Annotated in this window: 12 protein-coding genes; 7 read left to right on the forward strand and 5 right to left on the reverse strand. The window is 74.5% G+C overall.

Features of this window, described 5'->3' with window-relative positions; genetic code table 11:
• Window positions 1-27: 27 nt before the first annotated feature.
• The 4 genes from BKA14_RS09155 (at window position 28) to BKA14_RS09170 (ending at window position 4,576) form a co-directional block, all read left to right on the forward strand.
• Window positions 28-1,074, forward strand: a complete 1,047-nt coding sequence (locus tag BKA14_RS09155; RefSeq protein ID WP_184950479.1) for a S8 family peptidase — start codon at window positions 28-30, stop codon at window positions 1,072-1,074.
• A complete protein-coding gene (locus BKA14_RS09160) occupies window positions 1,064-1,633 on the forward strand; it encodes an RNA polymerase sigma factor (RefSeq protein WP_184950480.1) in 570 nt (189 codons plus the stop codon). The genes BKA14_RS09155 and BKA14_RS09160 overlap by 11 nt, the downstream gene beginning before the upstream one ends.
• Window positions 1,626-2,072, forward strand: a complete 447-nt coding sequence (locus BKA14_RS09165) for a carboxypeptidase regulatory-like domain-containing protein (RefSeq protein WP_203721898.1) — start codon at window positions 1,626-1,628, stop codon at window positions 2,070-2,072. The genes BKA14_RS09160 and BKA14_RS09165 overlap by 8 nt, the downstream gene beginning before the upstream one ends.
• A gap of 68 nt (window positions 2,073-2,140) precedes the next feature.
• Window positions 2,141-4,576, forward strand: a complete 2,436-nt coding sequence (locus tag BKA14_RS09170) for a CHAT domain-containing protein (RefSeq protein WP_184950481.1) — start codon at window positions 2,141-2,143, stop codon at window positions 4,574-4,576.
• Here BKA14_RS09170 and BKA14_RS09175 read toward each other — a convergent pair.
• Window positions 4,573-5,712, reverse strand: a complete 1,140-nt coding sequence (locus tag BKA14_RS09175; protein WP_184950482.1) for a methyl-accepting chemotaxis protein — start codon at window positions 5,710-5,712, stop codon at window positions 4,573-4,575. The genes BKA14_RS09170 and BKA14_RS09175 overlap by 4 nt on opposite strands.
• Before the next feature lie 146 nt (window positions 5,713-5,858).
• Window positions 5,859-6,881, reverse strand: coding sequence for a sialidase family protein (locus tag BKA14_RS09180; protein WP_184950483.1), 1,023 nt, complete (start codon window positions 6,879-6,881; stop codon window positions 5,859-5,861).
• A gap of 108 nt (window positions 6,882-6,989) precedes the next feature.
• On the opposite strand from BKA14_RS09180, the gene BKA14_RS09185 reads away from it, so the two are divergent.
• Window positions 6,990-7,532 carry an HD domain-containing protein gene (locus BKA14_RS09185; protein WP_184950484.1) on the forward strand — a complete coding sequence of 181 codons (543 nt, stop codon included), beginning with the start codon at window positions 6,990-6,992 and terminating at the stop codon, window positions 7,530-7,532.
• Window positions 7,533-7,592: 60 nt separating this feature from the next.
• Complete coding sequence (locus BKA14_RS09190; protein WP_184950485.1) at window positions 7,593-8,183, forward strand: SMI1/KNR4 family protein; 591 nt, start codon at window positions 7,593-7,595, stop codon at window positions 8,181-8,183.
• On the opposite strand, the gene BKA14_RS09195 is transcribed toward BKA14_RS09190, so the two are convergent.
• Entirely contained in the window at window positions 8,184-8,630 is a 447-nt protein-coding gene (locus BKA14_RS09195; protein WP_184950486.1) for a GNAT family N-acetyltransferase, read from the reverse strand.
• Window positions 8,631-8,639: 9 nt separating this feature from the next.
• On the reverse strand, window positions 8,640-11,084 hold the full coding sequence (locus BKA14_RS09200; protein ID WP_184950487.1) for an Hsp70 family protein: 2,445 nt from the start codon (window positions 11,082-11,084) through the stop codon (window positions 8,640-8,642).
• 116 nt (window positions 11,085-11,200) lie between these two features.
• Between BKA14_RS09200 and BKA14_RS09205 the strand changes: the two genes are divergently transcribed.
• Complete coding sequence (locus BKA14_RS09205; protein WP_184950488.1) at window positions 11,201-11,710, forward strand: DUF4142 domain-containing protein; 510 nt, start codon at window positions 11,201-11,203, stop codon at window positions 11,708-11,710.
• On the opposite strand, the gene BKA14_RS09210 is transcribed toward BKA14_RS09205, so the two are convergent.
• The gene (locus BKA14_RS09210) at window positions 11,707-13,323 is read right to left on the reverse strand and encodes a methyl-accepting chemotaxis protein (protein ID WP_184950489.1); all 1,617 of its coding nucleotides are present in this window, start codon (window positions 13,321-13,323) and stop codon (window positions 11,707-11,709) included. The two genes, BKA14_RS09205 and BKA14_RS09210, sit on opposite strands and share 4 nt — an antisense overlap.
• Window positions 13,324-13,433 lie beyond the last annotated feature (110 nt).

The following is a 13,433-nucleotide window of genomic DNA, read 5'->3' on the forward strand; positions in this document are numbered from 1 at the left end:
CGATCGGACTGCACGGCGGAGTCAGACATGGATGCGGAACGGTACAGCGTGGACACTCTCACCTTCGAGCCCGGGCTCACGGCGGCCGAGGTGGGCGACCTCAACGAACTGCTCAGTCCGGGCCGCGACGGCCCCCTGGTGCACACCGGGCGCCGCGCCGGGGGCCGGGCCGTGGTCGAAGTGCGCGCGGGCACCGACGCCAGGGACGTCTGCGACACCCTGCAGGCGCAGCGGCCCGGTGCCGGGAGCAGGCGGGTCCCGCTGCTCCTGGGCGGGACGTTCAAGCTGCTGGGCCGGCACTGGGGCCACGGCACCTCGTGGTCCGAGCTGACCGGCGAGCCGCCCGACCTGCGGCCCCCGGCCTTCGCCGCCACCGCCCCCGGAGGCAGCCTGCGCCGCCCGGTCGTCGCCCTGCTCGACACCGGGGTGCAGAAACACGAGTGGTTCGCCGCCGACGACGGCGACCCGTTCCTGCTGCTGCCCGAGGACCTCCCGGCCCCCCGACCGTGGAACGGCCGCGTACACGAGATCCACTCCGGCGACGTGTCGGCCACCGGGCACGGCACCTTCATCGCCGGGCTGATCCGGCAGGCCGCCCCCAGCGCCCAGGTCCTGTCGCTGCGCGTCATGGACGACCAGGGCCGGGTCGAGGAACACACCGTGATCGAGGCGCTGGAGTGGCTCGCGAGCTACTACGACCGCCGGGAACGCCCGGTCGACGTGGTCTGCATGGCCTTCGGCCGCGAGGACGACGCCGTCGACACCGTGGAACTGCTGCGCAAGGCGCTGGAACGACTGGCCGGACTGGGGATCCCGCTGGTCGCCTCGGCCGGCAACGACCACCAGACCAGCTCGCCGATCTACCCGGCTGCCTTCGAGTTCGTCACCGGTGTCGGCGCCGGTTTCGGTCGCTACCACGCCGAGTTCAGCAACTACGGCGACTGGGTCGACCGCTATCGCGACGGCGTGGACGTGGTCGGGCCCCTGCCCGGCGACAAGCTCGCCCGGTGGAGCGGGACGTCGTTCGCGGCGGCCAACTTCGCCGGCGACCTGGCCCGGCCTCATGTCCGCTGACCCGCACCTCGGCGCCCTGCTGGAACGGGCCCGCGACGGCGACCGGGAGTCCCTGCGCGAACTCGTGCACGAGCTCAACCCGGTGCTGTGGCGGGTGGCCCGGGGGCAGGGCCTGTCGGCCGAGGACGCGGCCGACGTGGTCCAGACGACGTGGCTCGAACTGCTGCGCCGCATCCACGAGATCCGTACGCCGCGGGCCGTGACGGCCTGGCTGATCACCGCCACCCGGCGCGAGTCGTGGCACCGGCAGCAGCGCGGCCGCCGCGACGTGCCCGACTCGGGGGCCGTGCTCGACGCCGCCGTCGATCCGGCTCCGGCCCCCGACCAGCGGGTGCTCACCGACGAACGCGACCGGGTGCTGTGGGAACACTTCGCGCGGCTGTCCGAGCGCTGCCGGGAACTGCTGAGCATCGTGGCCGAGGTGCGCCGCCCCGACTACGCGGCCATCGCGGCCGGCCTGGGCATGCCGCACGGCAGCATCGGCCCCACCCGCGCCCGCTGCCTGGCCAAACTGCGCTCGATGCTGCTCGCCGACCCCGGCTGGGGGAGTCATGGATGACCCTGTGGACGCCGACATCCTCCGGCGCATCGCCCGGCTCGACCCCGCGCCGCCCGACCTCGACGAGCGGGTGCTCTTCGCCATCGAACTCGACCAGGCCGACGCCGAGGTGGCCCGGCTGACCGCGACCGCGTACGCCGGGTCGGGCGCCCGTGCGGCCGAACGCACCCGCACGATCACGTTCGAGGCGGACAGCCGAACGGTCATGATCACGGTGGTCGAGCGGTCCGACAACCTCGTCCGGATCGACGGCTGGCTCGCCCCCGGCGGCGCCCTGCGGGTCGAGCTGCGCCTGCCCGAACCCACGGGATCCCGTACGGTCGTGGCCGACCCCGCCGGCCGGTTCGTCTTCGACGAGGTCCCGCACGGCCTGGCCCAGCTGCTCGTGGAGGGCGCGGACGGAACCGGCCGGGTGGTGACGCCATCGCTGGTGCTCTGAGCGGACGCGCGGGGGAGCTGTTCGCGGCCGGGCTGGCCGCCAGTGACGACGGCCGGCCCGCCCTGGCCGTGCGCCGCCTGCGGGCCGCCCTGCGCCTGACCGGCGAGCCCGCCTCCCGCGGCCGGGTGCTGGTCACGCTGGCCTGGGCCGAGGCCGAACGCGGCCGCGTCGACCTCGGGCACCGCCTGCTCGACGAGGCCGAACCGCTGACCCCGCCCGACGGCCTCGCCGTGCTGCACGCCCAGCGGGCCGCGCTGTTCAACCGCAACGGGCGCGCCGACCGCGCGATGCCGTGGTTCGACCGGGCCGTGGCCGGCCTGACCGACCCGCTCGACCTGGCCAAAGCCCTCAACAACCGCGGCATGCTGCACCTCGACGCGGGCCGGGCCGGGCCGGCTCGCGACGACATGACCCGGGCGCTGCGCCTGTGCCGCCGCCACGGCCTCGACCTCGGCACCGCGTTGCTGGAGGTCAACCTGGCCTGCCTGGACGTCGTCCGCGGGGACCTGCCGGCCGCGCTGGGGGCGTTCGCGGCGTCGCGGGCCACCTACGCGCGGGTGGTGCCGGGGCGGCTGCCGACCCTGGCCGTCGAACGGGCCCGCGCGCTGGTCGCGGCCGGGCTGTTCGGGGCGGCGGACCGGGAGCTGGCCCTCGCGGTCGAACAGGCCCGGGCGCAGGGGCAGGACAACACGGTGGCCGAGGCCCTGCACGTCCGGGCGGAGGCCGCCCTGCTGGCGGGCCGGGCCACGGCGGCGGCGTCCTGGGCCGCCGAGGCGCGGGCGGCATTCGTCCGTCGCGGCAACCCACGACGGGCGGCGCCGGCGGCCCTCCTCGGCCTGCGGGCCACGCCGTTCTCGCCGGCCACCGCTGCGCAGGCCCGAAGACTGGCCGCAGCACTGCGGCGGCTGGGGCTGAGCGAGGACGCGCGGGTGGCGGCCCTGACCGCCGTGCGGGCCCTGGTCCGCGCCGCCTCCGCTGGGTCCACGCCGTCCGGGCCAGGGCTCGTGCCACCCACGCCGGCCGCCGGGCGGGCGGCTCTCCGGGCCGCCGAGCGGTTGCTTGCCCGGTACGGACGGCCGGGGCGCCACGACCGGCTCGACACCCGGCTGCTCGGGCGGCTCGCCCGGGCCGAGCTGGCCCGCGCGGCCGGTCGCCCGCGGGAGGCCGGGCGGGAGCTGGCGGCGGGGATGGCCACGCTGCACCGGCACCGGGCCCGGTTCGGATGCCTCGACCTGCAGACCGGCGCCTCCGCGCACGGGCACGACCTGGCCGCGGCCGGGCTGACGGCGGCGCTGGAGAGCGGCTCGGTGGCGGCCGTGCACCGGTGGTCGGAACGGTCCCGGGCCCAGGCGCTGCTGCTGTCCCCGGTGCGGCCACCCGACGACCCGGCCCTGGCGGCTGACCTGGAGGACCTGCGGCAAACCCGGTTCGCGTTGCGGGCGGCCGAGCTGGCGGGGCGGCCCGCGGTGGCGTTGCGGGCCCGGGCCGGTGAGCTGGAACGGCGGGTCCGGGAGAGCGCCTGGTCGCTGCGGGGTGCCGGGGGTGGTGGCGGTGCGGTGGCGACCCTGGGGGCGGTGCGGGCGGGGCTGGGCGAGGCGGCGCTGGTGGCGTACGTGCGCCATCAAGGGGAGCTGCGAGCACTCGTCGTGACCCGGGACCGCGCCGGCCTGGCCCGGCTGGGGGAGTGGGCGGCGGCCGAGGAGGCGGTGCTGCGGCTGCGCGCCGACCTGGACACGGCGGCCGGGCGAGCCCTGCCGGAACGCCTGAGCGTCGCCGTGGCCGAGGCGACCCGGCGTGACGCCCGCGCGTTGCAGGCCGCGGTGCTCGACCCCCTGGCCGGCCTGATCGGCCACCGGGACCTGGTGGTGGTCCCGACCGGGGTGCTGATGACCGCGCCGTGGGCCCTGCTGCCGTCCTGCGCGGGGCGGCCCGTCACCGTCGCCCCCTCGGCCACGTCCTGGCTGGCCCGCCACCGTACGGGCGGCGGACCGGTGACTCTGGTCGCGGGGCCGGGCAACGAGCGCGGTGCCGACGAGATCGGCTCGATCGCGGCGCTGTATCCCGGGGCCACGGTCCTCACCGCCGACGACGCCGGGCCGGCGGCCACGTTGCGGGCGCTCGACGGGGCCGGGCTGGCCCACATCGCCGCACACGGGCGGCACGAGGCGGAGAACGCTCTGTTCTCGGCGCTGGAACTGGCGGGCGGCCCGGTGCTCGGCTACGACCTGCAGCGACTGGACCGGCCACCCGCCCTGGTGGTGCTGTCGAGCTGCGAGCTGGGCCTGAGCGAGGTGCGTCCGGGCGACGAGTCGTTCGGGATGGCGTCGGCGCTGCTCGCGGCGGGCACCGCCACCGTGGTGGCCAGCGTGGCCCGGGTCGCCGACGAGGAGGCGCGAGCCGTGATGGTCCGCTTCCACCAGGCGTTACGTGCCGGGCAGTCGGCGGCTGCCGCGCTGGCCGGTGCCGCCGCGGGCACCGGGTTCGTCTGTCTCGGCGGTTCCTAGCCCGCGGCCAGCGCCGCCGTCACGTAGGTCTCGATGTGGCGCCGGGCGGCCGGGTCGACCGACGTCAACTGCAGGCCCAGCTCGCGCCCGTCGTTGCGGTCGGCCCGGCGGACGACCTCGCCGCCCACCGTGACCGTCGTGCCGGACAGGCCGATCTCGGCGCTGACCTTGTCGCCGACCGAAATCGCGGCGTGCGGCGGCACCAGGCATCCGAGGCCGTCCGAGCTGAGGTCGACCAGGTGCCCGGTCACCGGGGACCGACCGGCCACCCGTACGGTCAACGGCCCGGCCGCGGCCATCCGCTCGTTGCGGCGGCGCTCCAGCCGGTCGGCCACCTCGGACAGGTCCTGGATCTGCTCGATCGTGGCGCCGACGGTGCTGTTGAGCCGTTCCACGATCTGGTGCTGGTCGTCGGCGATCCCGCCGAGCAGGCCCATCGCCCCCTCGATCTCGCCGATCCCGCCCACGATGGCCGACAGCGTGCCGCCCATCCCGGCCACGTCGGCCTCGAGCGCCGCCACCGTGGCCGCGATCTGCTCGGTCGACTCGGCGGTCGTGTCGGCCAGGTTCTTCACCTCGGCGGCGACCACCGCGAAACCCTTGCCGGCCGCACCGGCCCGGGCCGCCTCGATCGTGGCGTTCAACGCCAGCATCCGGGTCTGCGCGGCGATCTCGGTGATCACGCCGGCGATCCCGGCCACCTGGTGCAGGCTGGCGTTGAGCTTGGCCGCGGCCTCGTCGGCGGAGCGGGCCCGGCTCACCATCACCGCGGCCGCGGCGCTGGTCTCGGCGACCCGGCCGTGCGTGGCGGTGGCCGCCTCGCGGGCCGCGCCGACCTGCTCGACCACGTCCTGCAGGCGCTCGGTGATCACCGCCCCGGACTCGTCGATGGCCTCGCGGGCCCGGCGCCGCAACCGGTGGTTGTTCTTGCGCTGTTCCTGCTGCGCGTCGAGCAGCTGGTGCTCGCGCTCGGCGCGCAGCTGCTCGATCTCCCGGTCCCGTTCCGCGACCAGCGCGCCGGAGGTCAGGCGCATCTCGTCGAGCTCCCGCTGGTGGCGCCGCCGGCGCCGGGCCGAGCCGAGCACGTACGCTCCACCGGCCACAGCCGCGGCGAGCAGGACCCACAGCACGATCATGGCCCTCAGAATCGGCCGCGCCGGTTCGCAGTTGAGGGATGCCCCGAAGCCCGGGGCCGCCTCCGCCCGCTTTGCCGCGGGGTTCGGCAGAGCGCGGCCGGCCCGGCCGCCGGTGGGCGTGCTCCGGTTGCGGATGGCGTGAGGACTCAGCCCGGATAGTCGGCGGTCGTGGTGAAGACGCCGACGACCGTGGCCTCCCGCACGTCGAAGCTCAGGGTGAGGAACCTGCCCGGCGCCACCTCGACGCTGGACGGGTTGGCCTGGTCGGGGTGCCCCGAGTCGTAGAGCTGCACGTCGGGGTAGCCGTCCCACGTCTTCGCGGGGTCGCGCACCAGCCTGCCCACGGTGTCGCGATGGTCCGAGAAGCGCTTCGAGAGATCCCCGTACGTGACCAGGACCTCGCCGGTGCTCAGCGGCAGCGCGTGGTGGGAGGAGGCCGGCATGTCGGTCGGCTGGGGCTCGCTCCACGTGTGCCCGTCGTCGGTGGAGCGGCACATCCAGGCCTGGTCGGCGGTGGTGCGGATCAGGGCGACCACCGTGCCGTCGTCCAGCACCGTCAGCGTCGGCTCCTGGTAGTGCACGCCGGGGCCGGCGGCCAGCAGCACCTCCGAGGAGGCGGGCCACGTGCGGCCGCCGTCGGTGCTGCGCACCACCGTCGCCTGCTGCCACTTCTCACCGGGCAGCCGGCCGTACAGGGGGAGCAGCACGTCGCCGTTGGGCAGGGCGGCCGCGCCCCCGTGGGAGGCGGCCCAGGTCGGCACGGCCGGGGTGAACCGCCCGCCCTCGTCGATCATGGCCGTGCCCACCGGGATCGGCTCGCTCCACGTGCGGCCGCCGTCGGTGCTGCGATGCACGTACGTGCCGTGGGTGGTGTGCAGCGGCGTCGTGCTCCAGTCGATCACGAAGTAGCTCAGCAGCACGGTGCCGTCGGCGAGCAGGCCCAGTTTCGGGTCGCGGTCGTCGAACTCGCCGTCGACCGCCACCCACGGCGGCGACCACGTCGCGCCGCCGTCGGTGCTCTCGACCAGGCTGATCCGCCCGGTCGAGCGGACGTGGCCCGCACCCTCCCGGTAGGTGGCGAGCAGGCGGCCGTCGGGCAGCCGCACGACGTCGGGAAAGTGGGCCAGCAGCCCGGTCTCGGCGCGTGCGACGGTGAACGGCGTCGGCACGGTGTACCCCCTCAGGTATCGGCTCGGGGTCCATCTAACCGCGCCACCGCCCGGAGGGCCGACCCCGGGTCGCCGCCGAGGTGGCGCGTCCCGGCTAGCGTGGCCCGGATGCTGCCCCTGCCGCCCGAGGCGACCGCTCTGCTCGCCGGCCTCGGCGCGCCGCGACGGCTGGTCGCCCACCTGCGCCTGGTGCACGACGTGGCGGCCTCGATCGTGGACTGGCTCGGCGACAACCATCCGGAGCTGGTCGTGGACCGCGAGGCGGTGCTGTTCGGGGCGGCCACCCACGACATCGGCAAGACCGTGCACGTCGAGGAGCTGTCGGCGCCGGGCACCCGGCACGAGGCGGCGGGCCACCGGCTCCTGCTGTCCCGCGGCGTGCCCGAGCGCCTGGCCCGGTTCGCCGGGACGCACGGCTCGTGGTCGGCCGAGGGCGTGGAGCTGGAGGATCTGCTGGTCAGCCTGGCCGACAAAGTCTGGAAGGCCCAGCGCGTGGACGACCTGGAGCGGCTGATCGTGGACCGGCTGGCTCGCGCCTCGGGGCGCGAGCCGTGGGAGGTGTTCCTGGGCCTGGACGACCGGCTGACGGCTCTCGGTGACGAAGCCGACGAACGACTGGCTTTTCAGAACAACCACCCGATCCGCCGGTAATGTCGGGCTATCGACACCGTCACGCTTTGGCGTCCCACCACTCAGACCGAACTCGACCTCGTGGCCGGGGCCGGCTGGCGTTCCTGGCCGTCCGATCTCGGCGAGCGCCCGCTCGTCGGCCGGGACGAGGCCACCCGGATCGTCCGCGAGTCGCTCGTGCCCGCGGAGGGTGTCGGCTACGTGACCCGCGTCGAGGTCGACAGGTCGCACGGCGGCCTGGCCGGCGCGATCAACGAGGAGGCCGACTTCCGCGGCCCGATCAGCGACGACGAGTTCGCCGAGGCCGAGGCCGCGCTGGGGCATCCGCTGCCCGCGGCCTGGCGCGACTACCTGCAGGGCGACTCCTGGCTGCACAGCGGCTGGCTGGACAAGAGCGGCACCTACATCTCGCTGCACTCGCCGCGTGAGATGGTCGAGCTGCACGACGCCTGGCGGGACACGGTGGAGGCGCACCCGGGCATCGCGATCATCGGCGGTGACGGTTCACGCGAGCAGCTGGTGCTCGACCTGCGGCAGGACCCGGCCCCGGTGCTGCTGGCCGACCTGGCCAGTGAGGGCTGGGAGACGACGTTCGGCCAGACCGCCGACGTGAGTGAGCTGATCGCGCGGGTCGAGGCGGGCACGTTCGCCATCAACTTCGGCAGCGACTGATCACAGCACCTTCGTGAAGAAGACCCGGCTGAAGCCGTCCTCCCGCTGCCGGTGGGTCTCCACATAGCCGCGCCGCGGGTAGTAGGCGATGTTCTCGACCATGGCGACGTTGGTGCACAGCCGCACCTCGGGCAGCCCCAGCTCGCGGGCGCGCTGGTCGGCGAAGGCCAGCAGCCGCGCGCCGACGCCCCGGCCCTGGGCGGCGGGGGAGACGGCGATGGTCTCGACCTCCAGGTGATCGGACTGCGTCTCGAGGTGGATCATGCCGACGATCGTGTCCGCGTCGACGGCGACCCAGCAGCGCCCGGCGGCCACGATCGCGTCGTAGTCGGCGGTCATCGGCCGCGGCTTCATCCCGATCCGCGCGATGTAGGGCGTGAAGGCGTGATCAACCAGATCCCGTACGAGGGAAGCGTCGTGCGTCCCCGCGGCGAGCCGCACCTTCATGACCGAGGATCACGCCCTTCGGGTGAGGCCGGCGACGAGCAGGATGAGCCCGGCGGCCAGGCCGCACAGACCGACGAGCATTCCCGCGTACGGGGAGAGAAGCCACCACCCCGTGCCCGCGACCGCGAGCGCCGCACCCGTCGCGACGAGCCCGATCGAGACCCGGCGCGGCTCCTCGGCGCCCTTGGTGGAGGCCGGCGCCGACCTCGGCGGGGAAGCGGCGGCCACCGGCTCGGTGAACTCGAGGCTGGTCTTGCCGATGCCGATCACGTCGCCCGGCCGCAGCGGCTCGCGCCCGTTGACCCGGTGGCCGTTGAGCGTGGTGCCGTTCGTGCTGCCCAGATCGTCGACCAGGAACCGCCCGCCGGACGGGGTGATCTCGGCGTGGCGGCGGCTCGCGTAGGAGTCGGTCAGCCGCAGGTCCGCGTTGACGGCGGTCCCGATGATCGTGGCGCGTTGGCGGGGCAGCCCGTACAGCACTGGTTCGCCGGCGGCCGGGATCACCCGCAGAGACGCCGCCGGCGCCGGGACGGGGGCCGGCGCGGGCGATCGCGGCGCGGCGGGGCTTGGTGGGCTCCACGCCGGGGCGCCCGGGGCGGCCGGCGCGGGCCCGCTCTCAGCGGTCCGGGCCGGATCGGTGGCCGCCACGGCGATGGGCACTCTCGCGAAGTGCAGGCGGCGCAGGTCGGCCGGGGGCAACCCCAGACGGGGCGCCTCGGGCAACGGATCCTCCCAGTAGAGCGGCCGGACGAACGACGGCCGTCCCAGGCCCAGCGCGCATTCCCACTCCGCGCGGCAGTAATCGGAGAGCATGGAATTGCTCGACCAGAAAAGCTGGAAGACGTCGGCTTCCTCGATCAGTTCGAGCAGCCGCGGGCTCCACTGTTCACCGGACCGCAGGGTGACCACGTCCTGCAGATACTGATCGCCCAGGGCGCGGGCGGCCGTGGCGAACTCCTCGACCACGGCTGCGTCACGGCGCGAGTACGACGGGAAGATCTTGCGGTAGCGGCGGATCGGCTCGGGCGTGCGCTCCACCGGCACGTCGCCCAGGGTGATCGGCAGCGCGAGCGAGACCTCGCCGATCACGATCGGGCCGCACCAGACCCGGACGAAACCGCGCACCACCTCGGGCGCGGTCGGGGCCACCCGCAGCCGGAAGGCCAGCTCGTGCACGGGCTCCTGCCAGTCCAGGACGTGTTCGGGCGGGTTGCACTCCACTCCGGGCAGTTCCGGCACGATCCGCAGCCGCGCGCCGCGGGGGAGCGGCCGGTGCGCGTCGACCGTACGGGGGGAAGGGTCGGCACCGCCGCCGAAGAAGCGCTCGGCCCGGGCCCGCACCTCCCGGATCGGGTCGACCGGCCCGATGACCGGATCGACGACCGGGCCCGACTTGTGCGCGAAGACGAGCATCGACTCCCACCGGTTGGGCGGCAGCCGCAGCGGGCGGTAGACGGTGAACTGCACGTCGTCGTCGATCAGTGGGGCCTGCTTGCGCTCCAGCAGCGTGCAGCCCTCGGCCACCACGAGGTCGGGATCCTTCACGGTGATCGGCTCGCGACCGGTGAGCTCGGTCAGCAGCCGGCCGACGAGCGGGATGCGGCTCGACCCGCCGATCAGGAACACCGCGGCCGCACTCGCGCCGTCGAGCAGGTCGCGGGTCGCGCGCAGGGCCCGGTCGAGCACCGGCCGGGCCAGCGTCTCGAACTCCTCGCGGGTCACCGTGAGGACGGTGTCGGCCAGGGGCACGGTCAGGGTCGTCTCGTGCTGGTCGGACAGCCGTTCCTTGAGCGCGCGCACCTCCTCCCACAGCAGCAGGCGGGCGGCCCGGTCGACCGGGGTCAGCGGATCCTTCAGGCGCTGCCAGACCGCTCTGTTCTCGCCGGCGATGCGGGCGCCGATGAACTCGACCAGGTCGGTGTCGAAGCGGATGCCGCCGGTGTCGGCCACCGTCTCGAAGGCCACCGTCTCGAACCCGCCCGGCGTGCGGCGCAGCAGACCGGCGTCGCAGCTGCTGGCCCCGGCGTCGAAGACCAGCAGCAGACCGCCGGGCGCGACCGCGCCGTCGTCGAGATCGGTCAGGCACGCCGCGGCGGCCACGGTCTCGGCGACCACCTCGACCCCGCCCAGGCCGGCCCGGGTCACGACCTCGGCCAGCGCCGTCCGCCGCGAGTCTCCCCACTCGGGCGGGCAGGCCACCGTGGTCTCGACGAACTCGGCGCCCGCGGCCCGGTGCACCTCGTGGGCGATCCGCGCCAGGTGCTGCGGCAGCATCGAGCCGGCCAGCAACGGGTCGCGGTGACCGGGATAAACCGGGTCGGCCGACGACGGCAGGCGCGGCGCACTGCCGGCCAGGATCGGCCGCGGGCGCATGCCCGGTGCGCGCAGCATCGCCACCGTGGCGGCGGATCCGATGCTGATCCCGACCCGCCAGCCCCGCGCCGACAACGTCATGCCTGGCATAGTGCCACGTGATCACCTCGTTGCGGAGCGCCACAAAATCTCCCCGTACGCGCATATGGGACCAGGCCCCGGGTAACCCGGTATCCGATATGTGAGGGAGGCCCGAATTGTTCAGCAGCACTGTGGCCGCCGCCGCGCTGGTGGGGGCGTTACTGCCCGCCCCGGCCGCGGCCCTGGCCGATGTCGCCGACCGGGACGCCACGTTCCTGCGTGTCGCCCATCAGACCAACCTGGCCGAGATCGCCGGCGGCCGGCTGGCCGCTCAGAAGTCGCCCAGCCCCGGCGTGCGCGCCCTGGCGGCCCGGCTCGTGCGGGACCACATGGCGATGGACGCCGAGGTGATCCGGGTGGCGGCCCTCGTGCAGGTGCGGCTGCCCGACGAGCCCAGCAAGAAGCAACAGGCGCTCGGCGCGCGGTACGAGGTGACGCCGCCCAGCCTGTTCGACCCCCTCTACGTCTCCACGCAGGCGGCCGGGCACGCCACGTCCCTGGCCCGCGCCCGCCAGGCGGCCGTGAACGCCGGCGACGCCCGGGTCCGGGAGGTCGCCGCGGCCGCCGTCCCCGTCATCGCCTCACACCACGAGGCGCTGGACGGCGTCGGCTACGGCCACGATTAGCGGGTCAGCTGGAACTGGCCGACGATCTCGCGCAGTTCGTGCGACATCCGCTCGAGGCGTTCGGCAGTCTCCTGCGCCTCGGTCACGCCGTCCGAGGTGACCTGGGCCGCCGTGGCCACACCGGAGACGTTCCGGGCGATCGCGCCGGAGCCCGTGGCCGCCTCGACGATGTTGCGGCTCATCTCGGCCGTGGTCGCGGTCTGCTCCTCCACGGCGGCGGCGATCGTCGTCGAGTGCTCGTTGACCGCGCCGATGATGCCGCTGATCCGGTCGATGGCCGAGATCGCGGCGGTGGTGTCGTGCTGGATGGCCTGCACCCGGGCCGCGATGTCCTCGGTGGCCTTGGCCGTCTCCTGCGCCAGGTCCTTGACCTCGCTGGCCACGACCGCGAAGCCCTTGCCGGCCTCGCCCGCCCGGGCCGCCTCGATGGTGGCGTTGAGGGCCAGCAGGTTGGTCTGCTCGGCGATCGCGGTGATCAGCTTGACGACCTCGCCGATCTCGGCGCTGGAGCGGCCGAGCTGACCGATGGTCTCGCCGGCCTCGCGGGCGCTGTCCACGCCACCGGCCGCGACCGCGGCGGCCTGGCTGGCGCTGCCCGAGATCTCGCGGATGGCCGCGTTCATCTGCTCGGTGCCCGCGGCCACGGTCTGCACGCTGCGCGAGACCTCCTCGGCCGACGACGCCACCCGGTCGGACTGGCCCGACGCGTCCGCGGCGGCGCCGGCGATCCGGGTCGAGGTGGTGCTGAGCTCGCTGGACGCGCCGGAGAGCGTGCGGCTGTGGTCGCTGATCCGGTTGAATGCGTGCAACAGCACCTCGAGCGTGCTGTTGAGCGCCCGGCCCATCACCCCCAGTTCGTCGCGGCCGCCGTCCGGAGCCCGTACGGTCAGGTTCTTGTCCGCGACCTGCCGCAGCGTCGCGACGGTGGCCCCGAGCGGCCCGGTGATGCTGTGGGTGACCAGCCAGGCCAGCACGGCGGCCAGCGCCAGCGCGAGCAGACCGGCCACGATCATGAAGTCGCGCGCGGTGGCGGCGGCGGACCGGGCGTCCTCACGGGCCGCGGAGGCCTGGTCGTTCGCCAGCTTCGTCAGTGTGTCGATGGCCGCGATCATGGCCTGCATCTGCGCGGTCGCCTCGTCCGCGACCAGGTTGCCGGCCTGCCGGACAGCACTCGGCGTGCCCGCACGGAACAGCCGGATCACCTCGTCGTCGACGGTGACGAACTGCTTGAACGTCCCCTCGGCGGTAGCGAGGGCGGCGTCCTGATCGGCGGAGAGGTCGGCGTCGCGCAGCGCGGACAGGCTCTGCTCAAACATCTGTGCGGCCGCAAGGAACTTCTTGCGCTGCCCGGCGGTGTCGGAGGTCGCGTCGGGCACGCCGCGCAGGATGTCGAAGGCATACCCGTTCTGCCACCCGTTGAGGTCGGCCGTGCGGAACTCGGCAGTGATCGCCCCGGCGCGCACCTCGCTCGCCCCCGCCAGTCGCTCGGCGGCATCCGCAGCGCTGTGCTGACCCCAGAGCCCGATCCCGAGGGCGGCCACCATGCACAGGCACACCCCGCTGAAGGCGCCCGCGAGGCGCGCACCGATTCCGACACTGCTCAAGAACCGCACGCTCCGAAGCTAAGGCGTCCCGTCCCTATCCGGATGAAGAACCGCGAAACGCCCAGTGTTTCCCCCGTGTTAACGCGGAGCGTGGTGATCCTCTCACGCGCCGGGACCAC

The organism is Paractinoplanes abujensis (assembly GCF_014204895.1).
Classification (GTDB): Bacteria; Actinomycetota; Actinomycetes; order Mycobacteriales; family Micromonosporaceae; genus Actinoplanes; species Actinoplanes abujensis.